This window comes from Bradyrhizobium sp. sBnM-33 (assembly GCF_032917945.1).
GTDB lineage: Bacteria > Pseudomonadota > Alphaproteobacteria > Rhizobiales > Xanthobacteraceae > Bradyrhizobium.
This window is the reverse complement of the sequence record NZ_CP136624.1, coordinates 3067136-3089448: the sequence shown is the minus strand read 5'-3', so window position 1 is coordinate 3089448 and position 22313 is coordinate 3067136. Positions and strand designations below refer to the sequence as shown.

Annotated in this window: 22 protein-coding genes; 11 read left to right on the top strand and 11 right to left on the bottom strand. The window is 63.8% G+C overall.

Features of this window, described 5'->3' with window-relative positions; translation table 11 throughout:
- Positions 1-97 precede the first annotated feature (97 nt).
- A complete protein-coding gene (locus RX328_RS14255) occupies positions 98-2257 on the bottom strand; it encodes an anthranilate synthase component I (protein WP_213252204.1) in 2160 nt (719 codons plus the stop codon).
- 325 nt (positions 2258-2582) lie between these two features.
- Between RX328_RS14255 and RX328_RS14250 the strand changes: the two genes are divergently transcribed.
- Complete coding sequence (locus RX328_RS14250; RefSeq protein WP_213252203.1) at positions 2583-3587, top strand: VOC family protein; 1005 nt, start codon at positions 2583-2585, stop codon at positions 3585-3587.
- Here the strand turns inward: RX328_RS14250 and RX328_RS14245 are convergent, their stop codons facing one another.
- The 5 genes from RX328_RS14245 to petA all read right to left on the bottom strand — a co-directional run bounded on the left by RX328_RS14245 (position 3588) and on the right by petA (position 8338).
- A complete protein-coding gene (locus tag RX328_RS14245) occupies positions 3588-3899 on the bottom strand; it encodes a hypothetical protein (protein WP_213252202.1) in 312 nt (103 codons plus the stop codon).
- 5 nt (positions 3900-3904) lie between these two features.
- On the bottom strand, positions 3905-4807 hold the full coding sequence (locus RX328_RS14240) for an NAD-dependent epimerase/dehydratase family protein (protein WP_213252201.1): 903 nt from the start codon (positions 4805-4807) through the stop codon (positions 3905-3907).
- 34 nt (positions 4808-4841) lie between these two features.
- A complete protein-coding gene (locus RX328_RS14235) occupies positions 4842-5516 on the bottom strand; it encodes a dienelactone hydrolase family protein (protein WP_213252200.1) in 675 nt (224 codons plus the stop codon).
- Positions 5517-5665: 149 nt separating this feature from the next.
- Positions 5666-7738, bottom strand: a complete 2073-nt coding sequence (locus tag RX328_RS14230) for a cytochrome c1 (protein ID WP_213252199.1) — start codon at positions 7736-7738, stop codon at positions 5666-5668.
- A gap of 69 nt (positions 7739-7807) precedes the next feature.
- Complete coding sequence (gene petA, locus RX328_RS14225; protein ID WP_213252198.1) at positions 7808-8338, bottom strand: ubiquinol-cytochrome c reductase iron-sulfur subunit; 531 nt, start codon at positions 8336-8338, stop codon at positions 7808-7810.
- 279 nt (positions 8339-8617) lie between these two features.
- On the opposite strand from petA, the gene RX328_RS14220 reads away from it, so the two are divergent.
- The 7 genes from RX328_RS14220 (at position 8618) to RX328_RS14190 (ending at position 13548) form a co-directional block, all read left to right on the top strand.
- A complete protein-coding gene (locus RX328_RS14220; protein WP_213252197.1) occupies positions 8618-9103 on the top strand; it encodes a tRNA (cytidine(34)-2'-O)-methyltransferase in 486 nt (161 codons plus the stop codon).
- The gene (gene queE, locus RX328_RS14215; RefSeq protein ID WP_213252196.1) at positions 9100-9732 is read left to right on the top strand and encodes a 7-carboxy-7-deazaguanine synthase; all 633 of its coding nucleotides are present in this window, start codon (positions 9100-9102) and stop codon (positions 9730-9732) included. Before RX328_RS14220 ends, queE begins: the two co-directional genes overlap by 4 nt.
- Before the next feature lie 16 nt (positions 9733-9748).
- The gene (locus RX328_RS14210; protein ID WP_213252195.1) at positions 9749-10114 is read left to right on the top strand and encodes a 6-pyruvoyl trahydropterin synthase family protein; all 366 of its coding nucleotides are present in this window, start codon (positions 9749-9751) and stop codon (positions 10112-10114) included.
- Positions 10115-10258: 144 nt separating this feature from the next.
- Entirely contained in the window at positions 10259-11146 is an 888-nt protein-coding gene (hemF, locus tag RX328_RS14205; protein ID WP_213252194.1) for an oxygen-dependent coproporphyrinogen oxidase, read from the top strand.
- Between the two features lie 67 nt (positions 11147-11213).
- Entirely contained in the window at positions 11214-11471 is a 258-nt protein-coding gene (locus tag RX328_RS14200; RefSeq protein WP_213252193.1) for a YodC family protein, read from the top strand.
- 144 nt (positions 11472-11615) lie between these two features.
- Positions 11616-12344 (top strand): HAD family hydrolase, encoded by a 729-nt coding sequence (locus RX328_RS14195; protein ID WP_213252192.1) that lies wholly within the window; start codon positions 11616-11618, stop codon positions 12342-12344.
- 145 nt (positions 12345-12489) lie between these two features.
- A complete protein-coding gene (locus RX328_RS14190) occupies positions 12490-13548 on the top strand; it encodes a hypothetical protein (protein ID WP_213252191.1) in 1059 nt (352 codons plus the stop codon).
- Between the two features lie 6 nt (positions 13549-13554).
- Here RX328_RS14190 and RX328_RS14185 read toward each other — a convergent pair whose 3' ends face one another.
- From RX328_RS14185 to RX328_RS14165, 5 genes are read right to left on the bottom strand one after another with little or no spacing between them, the layout of a single operon-like run.
- On the bottom strand, positions 13555-14316 hold the full coding sequence (locus tag RX328_RS14185) for a sulfite exporter TauE/SafE family protein (protein WP_213252190.1): 762 nt from the start codon (positions 14314-14316) through the stop codon (positions 13555-13557).
- Positions 14313-15572, bottom strand: coding sequence for a CCA tRNA nucleotidyltransferase (locus RX328_RS14180; protein ID WP_213252189.1), 1260 nt, complete (start codon positions 15570-15572; stop codon positions 14313-14315). The genes RX328_RS14185 and RX328_RS14180 overlap by 4 nt, the downstream gene beginning before the upstream one ends.
- Positions 15569-15832, bottom strand: a complete 264-nt coding sequence (locus RX328_RS14175; protein ID WP_213252188.1) for a DUF6111 family protein — start codon at positions 15830-15832, stop codon at positions 15569-15571. Before RX328_RS14175 ends, RX328_RS14180 begins: the two co-directional genes overlap by 4 nt.
- Entirely contained in the window at positions 15829-16494 is a 666-nt protein-coding gene (locus RX328_RS14170) for a CoA pyrophosphatase (protein ID WP_409410813.1), read from the bottom strand. The genes RX328_RS14175 and RX328_RS14170 overlap by 4 nt, the downstream gene beginning before the upstream one ends.
- Before the next feature lie 8 nt (positions 16495-16502).
- Positions 16503-17144 (bottom strand): DUF1285 domain-containing protein, encoded by a 642-nt coding sequence (locus RX328_RS14165; protein WP_213252186.1) that lies wholly within the window; start codon positions 17142-17144, stop codon positions 16503-16505.
- A 260-nt stretch (positions 17145-17404) separates the two neighbouring features.
- Between RX328_RS14165 and RX328_RS14160 the strand changes: the two genes are divergently transcribed.
- Genes RX328_RS14160 through RX328_RS14150 form a run of 3 tightly spaced genes read left to right on the top strand, consistent with a single transcriptional unit; the run spans position 17405 to position 22160 of the window.
- Positions 17405-18406 carry an AAA family ATPase gene (locus tag RX328_RS14160; protein ID WP_213252185.1) on the top strand — a complete coding sequence of 334 codons (1002 nt, stop codon included), beginning with the start codon at positions 17405-17407 and terminating at the stop codon, positions 18404-18406.
- Positions 18406-19350: a DUF58 domain-containing protein gene (locus RX328_RS14155; protein ID WP_213252184.1), complete on the top strand. Its 945-nt coding sequence runs from the start codon at positions 18406-18408 to the stop codon at positions 19348-19350. Before RX328_RS14160 ends, RX328_RS14155 begins: the two co-directional genes overlap by 1 nt.
- Positions 19350-22160, top strand: coding sequence for a DUF4159 domain-containing protein (locus RX328_RS14150; protein ID WP_213252285.1), 2811 nt, complete (start codon positions 19350-19352; stop codon positions 22158-22160). The genes RX328_RS14155 and RX328_RS14150 overlap by 1 nt, the downstream gene beginning before the upstream one ends.
- Positions 22161-22313 lie beyond the last annotated feature (153 nt).

The window sequence follows — 22313 nt, the reverse complement described above, 5'->3', positions numbered from 1 at the left end:
CACCGTCATTGCGAGCGAAGCGAAGCAATCCACAGCGCCGCATCGAGAAAAGAATGGATTGCTTCGTCGCTTGCGCTCCTCGCAATGACGGCTGCCTTCAATTCGCATTCAGCCGAAACGCATTCTCGACGATACGCAGCCCCACCTCGCCGCCGAGCGACATCAGCGATTCCGGGTGAAACTGCACGCCGCCGACAGGCAGGATCTTGTGTTCGATCGCCATCGCGACGCCGTCCTCCGTGGTCGCGGTGACTTCGAGAACATCGGGCACGCTGTCGCGCTCGACGTAGAGGGAATGGTAGCGGCCGATCACGATCTCATTCGGCAGGTTCTGCATCAAGCGCCCGCCGCGCACCTGAACCCGGGATGGCCGTCCATGCGCCGGTTGGGTGAGCTGACCAAGCTGGCCGCCAAAATATTCGCCGATCGCCTGCACGCCGAGACAGACACCGAAGATCGGCAGTTTTCGGTCCAGCGCCGTGCCTATGGTCTTCGAGATTCCAAAATCTTCAGGGCGACCCGGGCCCGGCGATAATACCAGGAGATCCCAGCCCTTCCGCTTCAGCATCTCCTGTGCATGCACGTGCCGGACCACGGTCACGCTTGCGCCGACCTGCCGGAAGTAATCCGCCAGCATATGCACGAAACTGTCGTCGTGGTCGATCAAGAGCACCTTGCGGCCCGAGCCGGTGGCGTCAGGCGCAAAGGCCGACAGCGGCTTCGGCGCGTCGCCGCGCAGCGCCTGGAACAGCGCGGCCGCCTTCACTTGGCACTCGCGGTCTTCGGCGGCCGGATCGGAATCGAACAGGCAGGTGGCGCCGACGCGCACTTCGGCCAGCCCATCCTTCATGCGGATGGTACGGATGGTCAGCCCGGTGTTGATGCTGCCGTCGAAATTCACGGCGCCGATCGCGCCGGCGTACCAGCGCCGCGACGAGCGCTCATTGTCCTCGACGAACTGCATCGCCCACAGTTTCGGCGCCCCCGTCACGGTAACTGCCCAGGCGTGCGTCAGGAAGGCATCCAGCGCATCAAAGCCCGGGCGCAGCATGCCTTCGACATGGTCAACGGTGTGGAACAGTTTCGAATAGGTCTCGATCTGCCGCCGCGCCAGCACCTTGATCGTGCCGGGAATGCAGACCCGCGCCTTGTCGTTGCGGTCGACGTCGGTGCACATGTTGAGCTCGAACTCGTCCTTTTCCGAGTTCAGTAATTGCCTGATTTGCTCCGCATCGCCGATCGCATCAACGCCGCGCGCGATGGTGCCCGAAATCGGGCAGGTCTCGACACGGCGGCCGTCGGAGCGAACAAACATCTCCGGCGAGGCCGACACCAAAAATTCGCCGTCCCCGAGATTCATTAGCGCGCCATAGGGTGACGGGTTGATGCGGCAGAGTCGCTGGAACACTTCCGCCGGCGAACGCTCGCAGGGCTCGGCGAAGAGTTGCCCGGGCACGGCCTCGAACAGGTCGCCGCGCGCAAACGCCGCACGCGCAACTTCCACGGTCGCCTGATATTCGCCGGGCGCGTGATCGGCAAATCCCTGCCGCGGCGTTTTGGCGTAAGTGCTCTCGGCGGTGTCGCGCGGCAGACTCTGGGTGGACTTCCCCTTCCACGAGAAATCGTAGCTCAGCACGACGCCGCGGCCGGTCGCACGGTCGTAGGCCAAAAGGCGATCCGGTACGTAGAGCACGATGTCGCGCTGGTCAGCCTCCCGCGCCCGCTTCTGCACGAGGTCCTCGATTTGGAACACGAGGTCATAGGCGAAGGCGCCGAACAGGCCGAGCAGCGGATCGTCATTTGCGGTGAAGGCAGCGACGAGATCGCGGACCAGCGACATCACGCTGGCACGGCGGGTGCGCTGGTCTTCCTCGACCGGCGCGGCACCGCGGATGATGTGGCCGGCCAGCCGCGTGGAGCTTCGCTCCGAAATGACGACACAGGGCTCGCGCAGCACGTCGCCGAGGAAGGCGATCAGCACCTCGCCGCGCGCGTTCAGCGCTTGGAGCGAGAAATTCGAGCCGGCCGTTTCCAGCGCCAGCGGCGGATCGGCAAAGCCGAGGTCAAAACTTTCGTAACGCCCCGGCACCGTGGTGCCGGAGGACAGCACCACGCCCCGGCAGCGATCGAGCAGTTCGATCAGGTCGTCAAGGCGCCTGGCGTTGCCGGTGAACTGCTCGACGGCGCGCGAAACCGCCAGACCGCCGCTGGTCCGGTATTCGCTGTGCTCGGGCAGGGAGAAGGCTGTCCTGTTCATGTGATCCTCTTACGAAACTTCGGGAGGGCGCGCCACACAGGACAAACGAAGGGACCGTCGCACTGCGATGGCGACCTTCGACGATTGAAAAAATGAAATCGCACCGGCCACCTCTTAGGAGGTGCGCCACCAGAGACGGGAGGGCGTAACAACGGTGCTCATGGGAACCTAATCACCATCCGGCGGAGGCGATGTCAAGGGAGGGGATGGGCCGGGACGCCCGCCCAAGCCCAACTTTGGGTGACGGGCGGCGCCAAACTTGCGTAGGATTTGAGCAAGCAGCGGCGCTTTCAACGCGCAAAGATAGCAACCCATGGAGGCAAGGATGGCACTGCTGGGTCTGGGATATGCCGGCTTCGGATCTGATAGCCTCGAGGACTGGCGGCAGTTCGGGACCGGTCTCGTCGGGCTGCAGGCAGTCGAGAGCGGCAATTCACTGCTGGCGTTCCGGATGGACGACCGCAAGCAGCGCATCGTCATCGACCGCGCGATCGGCGAAGGCACGCGCTTCTTCGGCTGGGAGGTCGCAGATGCCGCAGCGCTTGATGCGCTGGCGGCGCGGCTGGAAAAGGCCGGCGTGCATGTTGTAGCTGAACCGCAGTCGCGGGCCGACGCGCGCCGCGTGCGCAGCCTGATTTCGTTCCAAGATCCCGCCGGCAACCGGCTGGAGGCGTTCTACGGCGCGGAGATCGACGACACGCCTTTCATACCGGGGCGGTCGATCTCGGGCTTCCGCACCGGCCCGCTTGGGCTCGGGCACGCCGTGCTGACGGTGGAGAACATCGAACCGGTCATGGCGTTCTATGTCGACGTGCTCGGCTTCGGCCTCTCCGACTACATCTCAAAGCCGTTCCGCGCCTACTTCTTCCACGTCAACGCGCGGCATCATAGCCTCGCGTTGATCGAGACCGGCAGGAACGGCATGCATCATCTGATGGTTGAGTTGTTCTCACTCGACGATGTCGGCCAGTGCTACGACATCGCGCAGACGGAGGAAGGCCGCGTCAGCGTCACGCTCGGCCGGCACACCAACGATTTCATGACCTCGTTCTACGCCAAGACACCGTCGTCCTTCATGATCGAGTGCGGCTGGGGCGGCCGCGAAATCGATCCCGCGACATGGCAGCCGGTCGAGATGCAGGACGGCCCGAGCCTGTGGGGCCACGAGCGCGTCTGGCTGCCACCCGAAGACCGCGCAGTCGCGCGCGAGATGCGCCTGCGCGCCGCAGCCTCTGGCCTGCGCGCGCCGGTGCAGGTGATGGAAGGCAATTACAAGCTGATGTCGGGGACGTGCGCGTGGTGGGACGGGGCGAAGCAGAGCAATGAGTAATTACCGCTGCTCCTGCGGCACGATAATTCCAGCTTGCGAAAGCAATCGAAGAGCTGCGTCAATTTCCTTCACCAAGCGCTCGTCCCCGTAGTAGCTAGGGTCCTGAGCACGAGTAGCCGGATCAGCTACGTAGAATGCGAGATCGTAAACGAGATCATCAAGAATATCGAGCACGTCACGGCCGATCGAACGCCGGGCAATTGTGCCGATACGGCCATAGTATCGTTCAAACTCTTTCACCGTCTCCTTACGAGACGATGGCTCTCGCAAGATCTTGGTGAGTAGCCAAAGTATCTCATCGATCGGGTTCACAGCGCCTACTCCCGATAACACCCGCTCTCGATCTCCTCGATCAGGCCGCATGCGGCCGGCCGCCATCCAAGTTCCTGCCGCGCGCGCTTTGCCCGCACCCTGCTATTCGAAGCCATCGTATCCTCGGCCGTACCCTCGCCCCATCCGGCGGCAGCCTCCTGCATCGACATCGCCGCCGGCGGTCCCGCAAAACCCAGCATGCGGTTGATGGCCTCACACACTTCATGCATCGAGCTCTCGCCGTTTTCGGCGAAATAGAACGCACCGGCTGGCGCCTTCTCGATCGCAAGCGCGTAGAGCATCACGAGGTCGTCGATATGCACGTTGGACCAGATGTTCTCGCCGGGCCCGGCATGCGTGGCATTGCCGCGCTTTTTGGCGAGCTTGATCAGCAGCGGCACCTGCACGCTGTCGCGCCCTGCCCCGTGGCCGATGCCGTAGATCAGGCTCGGACAGATGATGACCGGGCGGCAGCCCTTGTCGTGAAAGCCGAGAATGAAGTGGTTCAGCTCGACCCGTGCGGCGCGCGCGGGCGACGGTGTGATCGGCGTATCTTCGTCGAAGATGTCATCGGACCGCTCGCCGCGGGAACGGCTGCCGACGATGCTCGATCCCGATGTGTGGATGAAAACCTTGCCGCTTCCGGCGAGAGTATCGAGCAGTGCGACGACGGCGCCCCTGTGGTCGGCACTTGCGGCGTTCACAACAACATCGGCCGCCTGCGCCGCGCGCGCGAGAACTTGCGCGTCATCCAGCGTGCCCATCACCGGCTCAATCCCTAACGCACGAACGGCATCTGCCTTTTCGCGGGAGCGAACAAGGCCGGTGACCTGATGTCCGGCGGCGATGAGATGAACCGCAACCGACCCGCCGATATAGCCCGATGCGCCGGTGCAGAAGATTTTCATGCGCGGCTAACTCCTTCGCCGAGATGCGCTCAATTTAGCCGAGATGCTTCCTGAAGAACTCCGTCGCCCGGCCCCAGGCGAGCTCGGCGGCCTCGCGATCATGCACGGCCACGCGCTGCTCGTTCACGAAGGCATGTTCGGCATCGTAGCGGAACAGCTCGAGCGACTTGCCGGCGTCCTTCATCGCCTTCTCGAAGGCGTCGACCGCAGCCGGCGTGCACCAGTCGTCCTTGTTGGCGAAATGCGCCTGCAGCGGGATCTTCACGTCGGCAGGTTTTGCGGCCTGCTCCGGCGGGATGCCGTAGAAAACGACGCCCGCCGCTAGCTCCGGAATCTTGGTCGCGCCGATGATGGTCACGGCGCCGCCGAGGCAGAAGCCGGTGAGACCCACCTTAGCGCCGTTGCGCGCGAGATATTGCGCGGCGCCACGTACATTCTGAGTAGTGGCGTCCATGAAATCGAGCGAGGTCATTTGCGCGTTGGCCGCCTCCGTATCGTGATACGGCACCACGACGCCCTTGAAGAGATCGGGCGCCAGCGCATCGAAGCCGGCCATCGCAAAGCGGTCGCACAGACCCTTGATGTTCTCCGACAGGCCCCACCATTCCTGCACCACCACCACGCCCGGCGCGTTGCCGCGCGCGGCATTGGCGAGATAGCCGGCGGTTTCCTTGCCGTCCGGACGTTTGAAGGTGATGTGGGTGCCCATGGGTTCCTCCGGGATTGCTTCTTGAACGTGATGCTTGCGGCCATTTTGGCGGCTGCAAGAGCCGGACGCAATCGCCTGTCGGCGCATTGCTGCGCCCAATAAAAAAGCCCCCGCAGGGGCTTTTCCGAATTGCGGTAAAGACGCCGTGATCAGTGGGCGTTGGCCCAGACCTTCTTCTTGGTGAAGTACAGCAAAACGGTGAGCAGGATCAGGAACACGAACACCTGCAGGCCGAGTTGCTTGCGCGCCTCCATGTGCGGCTCTGCGGCCCACATCAGAAAGTGGGTGACGTCCTTGGCGTATTGCGCAACCGTGGCCGGCGAGCCGTCGTCGTAGGTGACCTGGCCGTCGTTCAACGGCTTCGGCATCTTGATGGCGTGGCCGGGGAAGTAGGTGTTGTAGTATGAACCTTCCGGCAGATTGAAGCCGGCCGGCGGCTTGTCTTCATAACCCTCCAACAGCGCCGTGACGTAATCCGGTCCCTGCTCCTGATACTGGGTAAAGAAATCGATCAGGAACATCGGGAAGCCACGGCTGTAGCTGCGCGCCTTGGTGATCAGCGATAGGTCCGGCGGGAACGCGCCGCCATTGGCCGCACGCGCCGCCTGCTCGTTGGGGAACGGCGACGGGAAATAATCGGCGGGCCGGCCCGGCCGCTCGAACATCTCGCCTTGGTCGTTCGGGCCGTCCTTGACCTTGTATTCGGAGGCGAAAGCCTGCGCCTGGGCCACCGAATAGCCGGGACCGCCGGTTTCTGCGAGATTGCGGAAGGCGACAAACGACAGGCCATGGCAGGACGCGCAGACCTCTTTGTAGACTTTCAGACCGCGCTGCATGGCGCCACGGTCGAACTTGCCGAACGGGCCTGAAAACGACCACTTCTGCGCCGGCGGCTTGGCGCTGCCTTCGGCGGCGCGGGCGCTCTCGGCGCCGCCTAGGAGCAGACCGCCGGCCACCATCAGCGCGATCACGGTCGAGACCATCGGCGCAGGCTTGCCGCCCGTCTTTGCCAGCACGTCGTCCGCGATCGAGTTCGGCACCGGACGGGGCTTCTCGATCCGCGCCAGCAACGGCAGCAGGATCAGGAAATAGGCGAAGTAGAGGAAGGTCAGGATGCGGCCGACGATGACATAGATGCCTTCCGGCGGCTGGGCGCCGAGATAGCCAAGGCCGATGCAGACGACAACGAACATCCAGAAGAACTGCTTGGCGAGCGGACGGTACTTCGACGAGCGGGTCTTGGCGCTGTCGAGCCACGGCAGGAAAGCCAGTATGATAATCGCGCCGAACATCGCCACGACGCCGGCAAGCTTGTTCGGGATCGAGCGCAGGATCGCGTAGAACGGCAGGTAGTACCATTCCGGCACGATGTGCGCGGGCGTGACGGCGGGATTGGCCGGGATATAGTTCTCGGGATCGCCGAGATAGTTCGGCATGTAGAAGATGAACCAGGCAAAGAACAGCAGGAAGCAGGAGACGCCGAACATGTCCTTCATGGTCGCGTAGGGCGTGAACGGCACCGTGTCCTTTTCGGTCTTCGGCTCGACGCCGGCCGGGTTGTTCTGACCCGCCACGTGCAGCGCCCAGATGTGCAGCACGACGACGCCCGCGATCACGAACGGCAGCAGATAATGCAACGAGAAGAAGCGGTTCAGCGTCGGATTGCCGACGGCATAGCCGCCCCACAGCAGCGTCACGATGCTCTCGCCGAAATAGGGCACGGCCGAGAACAGGTTGGTGATGACGGTGGCGCCCCAGAAGCTCATCTGCCCCCACGGCAACACGTAGCCCATGAAGCCGGTCGCCATCATCAGGAGATAGATGATGACACCGAGGATCCAGAGCACTTCACGCGGCTCCTTGTACGACCCGTAATAGAGGCCGCGGAACATGTGGATGTAGACGGCGAAGAAGAACATCGACGCGCCGGAGGCGTGGATGTTTCGCAGCAGCCAGCCGTAATTGACGTCGCGGACGATGAGTTCGACCGACTTGAATGCCATATCGGCATGCGGCGTGTAGTGCATCGCCAGGATCACGCCGGTCAGGATCTGCACACCCAGCATGAACGAAAGGATGGCGCCGAAAGTCCACCAGTAATTCAGGTTACGCGGCGTCGGATACGCCACGAACGAGGAATGCATGAGTCCCATGATCGGGAGGCGCCGTTCGATCCACTTCAAGGCGGGATTGGTCGGCTGGAAATCGGATGGTCCGCTCATTGATGCGATCCTGAGGAAGTAAAACGACGCGACGGCTTAAAGGGTGTCTCGGACTGGCGTCCGAGCCCTTTAGCCGATCTGGATTTTGGTATCGGAGACGAAGGTGTAGGGTGGCACGGCCAGATTGGTCGGCGCGGGTCCCTGACGGATGCGGCCCGAGGTATCGTACACCGAACCGTGGCAGGGGCAGAAGAAGCCGTCGTAGGCGCCCTCATTGGCGATCGGGATACAGCCGAGATGCGTGCAGATGCCGACCACGACCAGCCACTGGTCATGGCCCGGCTTAACCCGCTGCTCATCGCTCTGCGGATCGGGCAGGCTCGATACCGGCACCTTGCGGGCCTCTTCGATCTGCTTCTTGGTTCGATGGCTGATGTAGATCGGCTTGCCGCGCCAGAACACCTTGATGTCCTGTCCTTCGGCGATCGGGGTCAGGTCGACCTCGATCGGTGCACCTGCCGCGACCGTCGAGGCATCCGGATTCATCTGGGAAACCAGCGGCACCACCGTGGCGGCCCCGCCTACGGCGGCGACGGCTCCCGTTGCAACATAAAGGAAATCACGGCGTGTCGGATTGTCCGCCGAAGACGCTGTCGTCACGATCTCAAGCCCTTTCTTATCTGCAACCAGCGGAACCGCCCCGGACCCGCGCAAACGCGCGCCCCGGAGGAGGCTGCCGGCGCCCGCGGCCCCCGCGGCGGCAGAAAAAACCGCTTTTCCTCCCCCATTCCGGCGGAACAAGCAGTCCAGAATCGTTCTATTGGCACCCTTGCCGTGAGAGCGCAAGCCCGCTATCGGCTCGCAAGCGTGCAATGCACTAAATCAGCGCCCGACCGTGATTATTCAGTCATTTCATCCGCGCGTCCGAAGCCTAGACACATGCATATCGCCCTCTTCCAGCCCGATATTCCCCAGAACACCGGGACGATTCTGCGCCTCTGTGCATGCCTCGGCGTGGCCGCCCATATTATAGAGCCGGCCGGATTTGCGACCTCGGACCGCCATTTCCGCCGGGCGGGAATGGACTATCTAGATCATGTCGCCATCACGCGCCATGACTCATGGCAAAAATTCGAGCAATGGCGTAACGAGGCGGGTTTCCGGCTGGTGCTGTTTACGACCAAGGGCTCCAGTTCCTATCTGGATTTCAACTACCGGCCGGACGATGTGCTGCTGTTCGGGCGCGAATCCGCAGGGGTTACCGCCGAAGTTGTGTCTGCCGCCGATGCGCGGCTGGTGATTCCAATCAGGCCGGGCTTGCGTTCGCTCAATGTCGCCATGGCCGCCGCCATGGCATTAGGCGAGGCGCTGCGGCAGACCGGTTCCGCGGTACAAGCGGACGCGGTTCTCAAGGAGAGATGGTGAGCTACGCGGTCAAAGAGATATTTCTGACCTTGCAGGGCGAAGGCGCGCATGCGGGCCGCGCGGCGGTGTTTTGCCGCTTTTCCGGCTGCAATCTCTGGAGCGGCCGCGAGCAGGACCGCGCCAGCGCCACCTGCCAATTCTGCGATACCGACTTTGTCGGCACCGACGGCACGCTCGGGGGCCGCTATGCATCGGCGGACGAACTCGCCGATACTATCGCCGGGCAATGGACGGGCGACAGCACCAACCGCTATGTGGTCCTGACCGGCGGCGAGCCGCTGCTGCAGGTCGATCCCGCCTTCATCGATGCACTGCATGCGCGCGGCTTCGCCATTGGTATCGAGACCAACGGCACGATCGAGCCGCCCGAAGGGGTGGACTGGGTCTGCGTCAGTCCGAAAGCCGGCGCCGATCTTGTGGTGCGCCGCGGTCACGAATTGAAGCTGGTCTATCCGCAGGCGGGCGCGCCGCCGGAAAATTTTGCGGGCCTCGAGTTCGAGCGCTTTTCGCTGCAGCCGATGGATGGACCCGACGTGATCGAGAACACCGCGCGTGCGGTCGATTACTGCCTACGCCATCCGCAATGGCGGCTCAGCCTGCAGACGCACAAGACGCTTGGCATCAGATAGGATGTAGATTTTCAAGATGTGGGAACTGACGAAATCGTTTCGCTTCGAAGCTGCGCATTCCCTGAAGGGAACAACCTTCGGCGCGGCCAGCGAGGAAATTCACGGCCACTCGTTTCGCGCCGAAGTGAGCGTGCGCGGCACGCCCGACCCGGAAACCGGCATGGTGCTGGATCTCGGCCTGCTCGAACGCAGCATGGAAGAGGTTCGGAAAGCCCTCGACCACAAGCTCCTCAACAACGTCGAGGCGCTGGGGGCGCCGACGCTGGAAAATATCTCGCGCTATATCTTCGAGCGAGTCCAGCACGCCGGCAAGATCACCCGCGTCAGCGTTCATCGCGACAGTTGCAACGAGAGCTGCACCTATTTCGGGCCGCAAGGGTAACTTTCACCGTCATTGCGAGGAGCGAAGCGACGACTTGTCCGCCGTAGCTCGAAGAGCGAAGGCGGAAGCAATCCATTCTTTTTCGTGGCACTATGGATTGCTTCGCTCCGCTCGCAATGACGGAAGCAGGCCGGGGAATACCTAATGGACATCTCACTAATCGAGGATCGCAAGAGGCGCGCGAGGGCCTGGTTCGAAGCATTGCGCAACGACATCTGCGCGGCCTTTGAAAAGCTCGAAGACGAAGCGCCGCCTGCCCTCTATCCCGGCGATGCCGGTCGCTTCGTGCGCACGCCCTGGGACCGCACCGACCACACCGGCAGGCCAGGAGGCGGCGGGGTGATGTCGATGATGCGCGGGCGGCTGTTCGAGAAGGTCGGCGTGCACTGCTCGACCGTGCATGGCGAGTTCGCCCCCGAGTTCCGCGCACAAATTCCGGGTGCGGCTGACGATCCCAGATTCTGGGCATCAGGCATTTCGCTGATCACGCACATGCGCAACCCGCATGTGCCGGCGGTCCACATGAACACCCGCTTCGTGGTCACCACCAAGGCCTGGTTCGGCGGCGGCGCGGACCTGACGCCGGTGCTCGACCGCCGGCGCACCCAGGATGACCCCGACACGCTGGCCTTCCATCAGGCGATGAAAGAGGCATGTGGCGGACCGAACAGCGTCGCCGACTACGACAAGTACAAAAAATGGTGTGACGAATATTTCTATTTGCCGCATCGCAAGGAAGCACGCGGCATCGGTGGCATCTTCTACGACTGGCATGACTCGGGCGACTGGGACGCCGACCTCGCCTTTACCCAGGAGGTCGGCCGCGCCTTCCTGAAAATCTATCCTGAACTGGTCCGCCGCAATTTCGCCTTGCCCTGGAATGCCGCCGACCGCGAGGAACAGTTGATCCGGCGCGGGCGCTACGTCGAGTTCAATCTGCTCTACGACCGCGGCACCATCTTCGGGCTAAAGACCGGCGGCAATGTGGATTCTATCCTCTCGTCGATGCCGCCAGAGGTAAAGTGGCCATGATCGCATGATTGGTTGTCATGACTGATCGCTATGGTGCGATTCGTGTCATGTAATCCGAGGAGTAATCATGGATTTGAAACCAGGCGACGTCGTCATTCTGAAGTCCGGCGGCCATCCTCTCAGTGTGGTGGAGGTCAAAGACGGCAACGTTGCGTGCGTATGGATGGGCAATGAAGGCGATCTGTTCCGCGAGACGCTGCCGCTTGCTGTCCTGGAGCTCGCCGAAGCCGATACGTCAGAGGACGACGAAGAAGACGACGAAGACGAGGACGAAGAGGAAGACGAGGACGAGGAAGAGGACGACCGCGCCAACAAGGTGGCGTGAGGCACTTTTTGACGCCGCCGGGATTGATGGTCCGGCGGCGTCGTTTCCCGGGATTGGACCCGGTGCGGGTGATCTGATATTCGCGGCAAGTCCGCCGCTGCTTCCCGCGGCCGACGACGCTCGAAGTGAGATGGCCGCGAAACAATGACCCACCTGCCCCGCGCGATGCTGATCGATATGGATGACACCATCCTGTCGGCCTATGGCCGCCCGGAGATCGCCTGGCACAATGTCACGTCCGAGTTCGCCGCCGAGTTCGCCCCCCTGACCTCGCAGCAGGTTGCCGCCGCCGTTCTGGATTCCGCGCGCAAATTCTGGGCCGTTGCCGAAGCCGAATGGCGGCTGAAGCTCGATGAGGCACGGCGCGTCACCGTCAGGAACGGATTTGCCGCGCTTGCCGAAGGCGGTCACGTTTTGCCTGAAGACCTCGCGATACGGTTGGCAGACCGCTTCACCGCCTACCGAGAAGAGGAAATGTTCGTCTTCCCCGGCGCGCATGACGCCATAGACGAACTGAAGGCGCGCGGCGTCAAGCTGGCGCTGGTGACGAACGGCGCCGCGGGTGCCCAGCGCGCCAAGGTCGAGCGCTTTGCGTTGTCGCACCGCTTCGATCACATCCAGATCGAGGGCGAGCACGGTTTCGGCAAGCCGGATGAGCGCGCCTATCTGCACGCGATGCAGGCGCTCGGCGTCACCGCACCCGAGACCTGGATGATCGGCGACAATCTGGAATGGGAAGTGGTGGCGCCGCAGCGGCTCGGTATTTACGCCATCTGGATCGACGTGCATGGCGACGGCCTGCCGCCGGATTCCACCGTGAAGCCCGACCGCATCATTCGCTCGCTGGCGGAACTGCTGCCCCGCAAGGGGTGAAAGAGCGTCAGAAGTTCCACTATCGGCTCACCGCGGCATGACACGATCGCGTGCAATGTGCGTTGCCTCACAGTGCGGTAGCCCGCAATCGCAGATCGTACCGACGTTGGTCGAAGGTTGAAGTCCGTGGGATGGGAGTTCACCAATGCCGAACGTCGACACGCACAAGCAGCCGCCTCCGGCAGACGATATCGCACCAAAATTCGGCCCGCTCAGGTGGCTCTGGAAGTTCAATCACGGGTTCGACATCGTCAAAGGGCTGTCGATGGTTACCGTGGCGAGCAGCCTTGTGGTCGGCTATTTCCAGTACCTCAACGCCTATCAGGAGAAGGTGGGGAGCCAAGCCAAGGAAGACATGGCCGCGGCGACAGCGACATACACTGAGATTTCGCGCGCATTCGCCGAAATGCAGGCATTGCAGCAAACCCTGTATTCCGATTTCACGCGTGCCGTGAGGGAAAAGTTCGACGCCAGCGACAAGGCGCTCGACACCAAGAATGCGCAGGCGATTTCCGAGCGTTACGAAAAGGCGCGGATCGCACTGCGCGAAAATATCGACGTGCTGACGCGAAAGGCGGAAGTCTATATCGACTGGGCAAGCAATACCTATCGCGACCCGGCCGAGAAGCATAACATCGGCGACGATCCGCTGTCACGGCAGGTGTTGCGCGAGTACGCCTTCGACTGTTCCGACAAGTATAATTTTCCGGCGTTCGGAAACGTGCATGTCGAGGACGATACGCCCACCAAGGAAGTTGCAGACGATGAATATTGCGCAATCGCCGAGAAACGAGGCGTCGACGACCGGACCAAGCCCAAAGATGCATTCGTCCGGATCTGCGCCGGCCCTCAGGACAGGGCAGCAAAGCGAATCTATTGGTACAGCGCCAAGCACCATGTCCTGACGATGCACTACTGCTTCGAGGCCGCGCACGACAGACTAGCAGCAGCGCGGCAATGGGCCTCCCGAAGCGATCGGGACATCGCGAAGGAGAAGGAAATCGTCGAGCGCGAGAAAGAGATCAATGCCCAACTGGACGATCTGGCCGGCCGGGTCAGCGCGTTCAGCAGCCTGGCGCTGCATCAGATGGAGCGAATTCGGGTGAAGTACCGTCCGGTCGGCTTCCTGTGCAGCGTGCCGCTGGTCCGCAACATACCGAATATCAACTGCTTCCCGATCCGCACGGCATCGCTCACGCATTGATCCCAATCAGTGCCGCAGCGCCGCGGTGATCATGACGAGGCCGCCGACAATCACGGCGGTGTCGAGGATCGCAGTATGGATATGCACCGGCATGCGTTCAACGAAGGCTTTCGCAAGGAACGCGCCGGGAATTGCGATGGCGCCGATCAGGAGCGCGAAGGCAAGCACCTGCGCGGTGACGACGCCGGCAAGGCCGAACACCGAAATCTTGATGAGACCGATCACGACCGAGATCACCGCGTCGGTAGCGATCACGGCAGCTCCCTCGAGACCGGAGGCCATCAAGAGCGACAGCAGGATCACCCCGGAACCCGATGTGCCGCCGACCACCACGCCATAGCCTACTGCGCTGACGCCGAGGCCGGTGTCGCCGATCCTGATATCGCGGTGCTTGGCCAGCCGGCGTAGCGGCACGCTCAGGACCAGCATGCCGCCGATTACGAGCGCCGCACCGGCGCTGGTCAGCCGCGTGTAGCCATAGGCGCCGAGCGCTGTTGTGAGCATGGCGGCGCCGATCACGATCAGCGCGCGCCGCCGGTCCGCGTAGCGAAAATACGCCACGAAGCGGCTGATATTGGTGAAGATCGCTGAGATCGCGATGATCGGCACCACGGGCTCGGCGCCGACCAGCGGCACGAGGACCAGCGGCATCAAGGCGCCGGTACCATAGCCGGCAAGTCCGCCGATGACGGAGGCCAATAGCGACATGCCTCCGACCAGCACGAGTTGACCTAGCGAAACATCGGCAAACCCGGCCAGAATATTCACAGCCGGTGATCGCGGGTGAAACGGGCGGCGGCCTGGTCGGCGATCGCGGCAAGCGCGGATGGTTCAAGCGGAAAATCCGCGGCCAACCAGGCGTCTTCCGCAAGCGTCAGCACGTGACCGAGGCCGGGACCTTCGGCAATGCCGCGGGAGATGAAGTCGGCCGCTTTCAGCGGAAATTTCGGCGCGCTCCAGCGCTGCGGCAACGTTGCAAGCTCACGCCAGCGCGCGGCGCCATCACCGATTCCGCCTGCCCGCGCCCACGCCAGCATCAGCCGGTCGCGGTAGGGATCCTCGCCGAGCCGATAGAGAAGCTGCCGCGCTCGCGCGTCGTCCTTGCTCGCAAGCCGCCACCAGCGATGGCCCATTGAATCCAGCGCTTTGGCTTCCGCGTTGGAAAGCCGAAGCCGCGCCGAGACGCGCCTGGCGTCCTCGGTGACGGCGACCGTAAGCGCGGCGAGCCGGCGCACGGCGCTCGGCGGCAGGCCCAGCGCCCGTTCGGCCGCGATCATCGCCGCGAATGTCCCCGTGTAGGCGACGCCGCCGAAGATCAGCAGCAGCAGGCCGGCATCCGCCATCGCCTGCACCGAAACCGCGGCGCCTTCCGCGATCAACAGCTTCAATATCTCCATGCGCACGCGTTCGGCGGAAAGACTCGAAAGCCCCGCACGCCCGTCGATGCAGGCGAGATATCCGGCACGATCAGGCTCGCCCGCCCCGTAGGCGGCATGCATGCGAAAGAAGCGCAGGATGCGCAAATAATCCTCGGCGATGCGCTGTCCGGCGTCGCCGATGAAACGCACGCGTTTGGCCTGGATATCGGCAAGCCCGCCGACATGGTCGTGCACGACACCCTCGGCGTCGACGGAAAGCCCATTGATGGTGAAATCGCGCCGTTCCGCATCGCGAATCCAGTTGCGCCCGAACGCAACCCTGGCCTTGCGGCCAAAGGTCTCGGTGTCCTCACGCAAGGTCGTAACCTCGAATGGGTGAGATTCGACGACCAGCGTGACCGTGCCGTGGTCGATCCCGGTCGGGACGCATTTGATGCCGGCCGCCTTGGCGCGGCGGACGACCTCGTCGGGCAACGCCGTTGTCGCGATATCGACATCGCCGAGAGGAATTTTCAGAAGCGCATTGCGCACGGCGCCGCCGATCACGCGGGCTTCCTCGCCCTCGCCATTGAGCAACGCGAGCACGCGCGCGGCCGGACCGGATCTCAGCCAGGGCGCGTCCGACAGCACGCGTGCCTCGCTCATTTCTCCCCCCCGTGAACCAGCTTGCCGTCTTCCAGCTGCGCTGGAACATAGCTCGAATTCGGCGGTGCGCCGGAAAACTGCGCCAGCAGGACGAAGCTGATGGCGACCAGCAGCAGCGATCCCAGCGCTAGTTTGGCAACAAGATGTGCCGGCCAGGAGGAGGACGCGAAGACGCCGGAACGAGTGGCAATCAGGAACAGCGCGTAGACCGCGAACGGGATCAGGAATATTGCGATTTCGGTGAGAATCGGACGGATCATGCGAGATAAATCCGCTCATATAGCACGCGAAGGATCCCCGCGGTCGCGCCCCATATGTAACGCTCGGCGAACGGCATGGCATAATAGGAGCGCTCCATGCCGCGGAATTCCTTGGAATGGATCTGATGGTTCTCGGGATTCATCAGGAAAGCCAGCGGGACCTCGAAGGCGTCGACCACCTCGCCTTCATTGATCGTCAGCTCAAAGCCGGGCTTCACACGCGCCACTGTCGGCAGGATACGAAACCCGAAGGCGGTTCCATAAAGATCGAGATAGCCGATCGGCTCGATGAACTCGCGCTTGAGACCGACTTCCTCCTCCGCCTCGCGCAAGGCGGCATCGAGCGGCGAAGCGTCGGTTGCATCGATCTTGCCGCCCGGGAAGGAAATCTGGCCGGCGTGGCTGGAAAGATGCGGCGAGCGCTGCGTGAGCAATACGGTCGGCTCGCGATGATCGACCACCGGGATCAACACTGCCGCCGGGCGCACCGGCTGCTCGCGCGCGATGATCTCAAGCATGCGGTCGTTGCCCGCATCACCAGTCCGCGGAACGATGTTGGGATCGACCAGACCGGGCGGCACGTCGAAGTTCAGCCGGGCCTTGCTTCGCGCGAAGAACTCGGTCGAGTTGACCGGAGCCGCCGCCTCCATCTTCTTCAGCATCGGCTCGTTCAAACCGCATCCCTCACCTGCTTCGCGTCCGCCATGGCAAAGAACTCGCCGCCGGACTCGACGCCGAACATCGGCTGACCATCGACCATCCGCTCTTCCCCCAAGTCAACCAGATCGTAATAAAGCGCGCGCGTCACCTTCGCCCACAGATCGGCGCGGACATGCAGGTAGGGAGTCAGCCCACCGTCGGCGGCCACCTCGAAGCGCAGGCGATGCGCGGAATCGCACGGCACCCAGTCGTCGACATTGGTGCGGAAGCGGAGCAGCCGGCCGCGATCGCCGGCCTCGTTTTGCATCTCCACCGCCAGGAACGGCGCATCGTCGACGCGGATGCCGACCTTCTCGACCGGGGTCACGAGAAAGTGCTTGCCGTCCTCGCGCTTGAGAATGGTCGAAAACAGCCGCACCAGCGCCGGACGCCCGATTGGCGTCCCCATGTAGAACCACGTACCGTCGCCTGCGATTCGCATATCGAGATCGCCGCAGAACGGCGGATTCCACAGATGGACCGGAGGCAGTCCCTTTCCGGCTTGGGTGCGATTGACGGCTTCCCTGGCGGCAACCGTCAGACCTTCAAGCCCCTTGCTGTCAGAATCCTTGCCTTCGTGCCGTTGGCCGCTGGTTTGCCCTTGCTTCGCCATTGTTTGCCCTGAGTCTCGGCGCCTCGATTGGCACGATTGGTGCACACATATACCGAGATATGTGTTCCCGACGATTTGGGTCCGTACTATTGCGGATCAAGTCGCCATATCGTGATGCCGTTCATACCCCGAAATACCGATAATGTGGGGATAGTTTAATTCAACGAATGCATGGCCTTTGCACAGGTTTAGCATGAGTTCGTGGCATGACGACGCAACCAGCGGTGTCATGAGCGGTTAGGTGCTTGAAGGAGAAAGTCATGGCGAGTGCAGACGGTGTCGAGAAACTCGAGGACGCGATCGTCCGGTCGGCGGAGCAGGTCGCCGGCCAGATCCGCGCCGCGAAGGAAGCGATCTCCACCGTCATCTTCGGCCAGGAGCGGGTGATCGAAAACACCCTGGTGACGATCCTGTCCGGTGGCCACGCGCTCTTGATCGGTGTTCCCGGCCTCGCCAAGACCAAGCTTGTCGAAACCTTGGGCATCACGCTCGGACTGGACGCCAAGCGCATCCAGTTCACGCCGGACCTGATGCCGTCGGACATTCTGGGCGCCGAGGTGCTGGACGAGAGCAATTCCGGCAAGCGGTCATTCCGTTTCATCTCCGGACCGGTATTCGCGCAGCTCCTGATGGCCGACGAGATCAACCGCGCCAGCCCGCGGACGCAATCGGCGCTGCTGCAAGCCATGCAGGAACAGCACATCACGGTTGCGGGCGCGCGGCATGATCTCCCAAAACCGTTCCACGTGCTCGCCACGCAAAACCCGCTGGAGCAGGAAGGCACCTATCCCCTGCCCGAGGCGCAGCTCGACCGCTTCCTGATGGAAATCGACGTCGATTATCCCGATCGCGACGCCGAACGCCGCATCCTGTTCGAGACGACAGGCGCGGAAGAGACGCTCGCCAAGGCCTCGATGGACGCGGAAACCCTGATCGCGGCGCAGCGGCTGGTGCGGCGCCTGCCGGTCGGCGACAGCGTCGTCGAGGCGATCCTGTCGCTGGTGCGCGCCGCGCGACCCGACCCGGAAGGCGGCAGTGACAAGCTGATCGCCTGGGGGCCAGGCCCGCGCGCCAGCCAATCGCTGATGTTGGCGGTCCGTGCCCGCGCCTTGCTCGACGGCCGCCTTGCGCCGTCGATCGACGACGTGCTCGATCTCGCCGAGCCCATTCTCAAGCACCGCATGGCGCTGACCTTCTCGGCGCGCGCGGAAGGCCGCACCATTCCCGACGTAATCAGACAATTGAAGACGCGGATTGGTTGATGGCCGCAGAGACCAGCCACGAGAACAGGGAGATTGTTGCGATCCGACGTGCCGATGGCGAAAGCCGAACGCTCGCCGCATCGCTGCCCCGTCTCGTGCTCGACGCCCGCCGCATCGCTGCCAACGTCATCCATGGCTTGCACGGCAGGCGCCGCGCCGGCGCCGGCGAGAGCTTTTGGCAATATCGCCGCTTCGTCTCCGGCGAGCCGTCGCAGAACGTCGACTGGCGGCGCTCGGCGCGCGACGATCATCTCTATGTCCGCGAGCAGGAATGGGAGGCTGCGCATACGATCTGGCTGTGGCCCGACCGTTCGCCGTCGATGGCATTTGCTTCCAAGGGCGCCCGCGACTCCAAGCTGGAGCGTGGCCTGATCGTGACATTTGCGCTCGCCGAACTCCTGGTTTCGGGCGGAGAACGCGTCGGCATTCCCGGCCTGATGACCCCGACCGCAAGCCGCAACGTGATCGACAAGATGGCGCAGGCGATGCTGCATGACGATGCGGTGCGCGCGAGCCTGCCGCCCTCCTTCGTGCCGTCGGCGCTGGCCGAAATTGTCGTGCTGTCCGACTTCTGGTCGCCGATGAGCGAAATCAGGACGATGCTCGCAGGGCTTTCGGCCTCCGGCGCCCATGGCACGCTGATCCAGGTCGTCGATCCCGCCGAGGAGACCTTTCCCTATGCCGGCCGGGTCGAATTCGTCGAGCCGGAAGGTTTTGGCGTCATCACTGCCGGCCGCGCCGAGAGCTGGGCCAGCGACTATGTCGCCCGCGTCGCGCTGCACCGCGACGAGATCCGCAGCGAAACCAACAAGCTCGACTGGCTGTTCTCGACCCACACCACCAGCCGGTCCGCCGCCGAACTGCTGCTGTTCCTGCATTCCGGCATGATGGCAGCCAAAGGAAACGTGCGCGGCTCAACGGTCAAGGCGGGGCGCAGCGCATGATGGCAGCCCTCCCCTTAAGCTTTGCGCAACCGCTGCTTCTGCTGGGCCTCTTGAGCCTGCCGGTGCTGTGGTGGCTGTTGCGCGTGATGCCGCCGCGGCCAAGACGGATCGAGTTTCCGCCGACGCGGCTGTTGTTCGACATCAGGCCCCGGGAAGAAACCCCGTCGCGCACGCCATGGTGGCTGACGGCGCTGCGCCTCGCCGCCGCGGCGCTGGTCATCCTTGCCGCCGCCGGCCCGATCTGGAATCCACAGACCGCGGTCGGCGGCAGTAACGCGCCGTTGGTGATCCTGCTCGACGACGGCTGGAGCGCGGCTGCAAGCTGGGACACCCGGATCAAGTCCGCTGACGAACTGATCGCCAATGCCGACAATGACCGCCGCGGCGTGGCGCTGGTTCCGCTCTCCGAACCCGCGCGCGACATCACGCTGATGCCGGCCGGTACCGCGCGCGTCGCGCTGCGCCAGATTGCACCAAAGCCCCATTCGATCGACCGCGTCGAGACGCTCGGCGCGCTCGACCGCTTCCTGAAAGCCACTGGCGACGCCGAGATCGCGTGGCTGTCCGACGGCGTCGATACCGGGCGCGGCGCCGAATTCGTCGAGAATCTCGGCAAGACCATCGGCGAGCGCAAGCTGACGGTGTTCGAGGGCGGCGCGGCGCCTGCGCAGGCGTTGGTCGCCGCCGAAAACGCCGCGGCCAAGATGACGGTCAAGGTGCTGCGCACCACCGGCGGCGTCGCAGCCGGCGTGGTTCGCGCGACCGACGCCAAGGGCTCGCCGATCGGCGAGGCGCGCTACGCTTTCGGCATGCAGGACCGCGAAAGCGAAGCGGCGTTCGATCTGCCGGTCGAACTGCGCAATGACATTTCGCGACTGGAAATTTCGGGTGAACGATCGGCCGGCGCGGTGCAATTGCTCGACAAGCGATGGCGGCGGCGCGCCGTCGGCGTCGTCACCGGCGCGACCAGCGATACCGCCCAGCCGCTATTGGCATCGACTTTCTATCTGACCCGCGCCCTGTCGCCATTCGCCGACGTGCGGCTCGGCGACCGCGGCGCGCCGCAACAGGTGATCGCGCAATTCCTCGATCAGCGGCTGCCGATGATCGTGCTCGCCGATGTCGGCACGCTGTCGCCGGAAATCCGCGAGCGGCTGAACGCATGGATCGATCAGGGCGGCGTGCTGGTGCGTTTCGCAGGTCCCCGCCTGGCGCAGGCCGATGACGATCTGGTGCCAGTGAAACTGCGTCGCGGCGGCCGCACCCTCGGCGGCAGCCTGACCTGGGAAAAGCCGCAGCATCTGGCCTCCTTTGCCGCCGACGCTCCGTTCGCGGGCCTCGCAGTGCCCAAGGATGTCACCGTGAACCGGCAGGTGCTGGCCGAGCCGGATGCGGTGCTCGCCACCAAGACCTGGGCATCGCTGGAAGACGGCACGCCGCTGGTGACCGGCGAACATCGCGGCAGGGGCATTGTCAGCCTGTTCCATGTCGGCGCCGACTCGCGCTGGTCTGACTTGCCGATGTCCGGCAGCTTCGTCGAGATGCTGCGGCGGCTGGTCGACATGTCCGGCTACACCACGAAGCCCGGTGCTGGCGTTGCGAGCGAGGCGACCAATGTCGAGACGGTGGCGCCACTGCGCACACTCGATGGTTTCGGCGCATTCGGGCCACCGCCCTCGACCGCCAAGCCGATGCCCGCGGATTATCGCGATCGCGCCACATCAGACCATCCGCCAGGCTTCTACGGCCCGGCCGATGGCCCGATCGCGGTCAACACCCTAGCTTCGGCCGATCGCATCGCGCCGCTCGATACATCCTCGTTGCGCGCGCAGCGCGCCAGCTACACCAACGCCGAACCGCGCGATTTGCGCGGCATCCTGCTGTCATCGTCGCTGGTGCTGTTCCTGATCGACGCGGTCGTGGTCGCGATGCTGGGCGCGGGTCTTGCCGCTCTGTGGCGGCGGCGCACGGCGGCTGCCACCGTTCTACTGGCCCTGATCCTGTCTGCGAGTTCGATCGCGCCCTCGCCGACGCGGGCCCAAGGCAACGATGAGTTCGCCATGAAGGCGGTGTCGCAGACGCGCCTTGCCTATGTCGTCACCGGAAACGCCGACGTCGATTCCATCGTCAAGGCGGGCATGGCCGGACTGACGCTATTCCTGGCGCAGCGCACGGCGCTAGAGGCCGGCGATCCCGTCGGCATCGATCCCGCAAAGGACGAACTGGCGTTTTTCCCACTGATCTACTGGCCGGTGGTACCGGGCGCGCCGAAGCCGCCGCAGGACGCCATCAACCGCATCGACGCCTATATGAAACAGGGCGGCACGGTGCTGTTCGATACCCGCGACGCGGTCGAGGCGCCGCCGGGCGAGAACGGCGCGTCGCAGACGTCGGGCATGCGCACCTTGCGCGAAATTCTCTCCTCCCTGGACGTGCCTGAACTTGAGCCGGTGCCGCGCGAGCATGTGTTGACCAAGACGTTTTATCTGCTGCGCGATTTTCCCGGCCGCTTCACCTCGGGCCAGACCTGGGTCGAGACCCTGCCGCGCGAGGATGAAGACGAGACGGCCTCGCGCCCGGCGCGCGGCGGCGACGGCGTCTCGCCCATCATCATCACCTCGAACGATCTCGCCGGCGCCTGGGCGCATCGCCCGGACGGCCAGCCGATGCTGCCGCTGACGCCGAACGAGCCGCGCCAGCGCGAATTCGCCTTCCGCTCCGGCGTCAACATCGTGATGTACACCCTGACCGGCAACTACAAGGCCGACCAGGTCCACGTGCCGGCCCTGCTCGAACGGTTGGGGCAATGATGGGCGCGATGAACGTTACTGGCTTCCACAATCACGCCGTCGTGGCCGGGCATCGCCGTCTCAAGGACGGCGTCGCTGTCGCACGCCTATACCCGGCCGTCCACGCTTTGATACTTGGCGAGAAAGACGTGGATACCCGGGACAAGCCCGGGC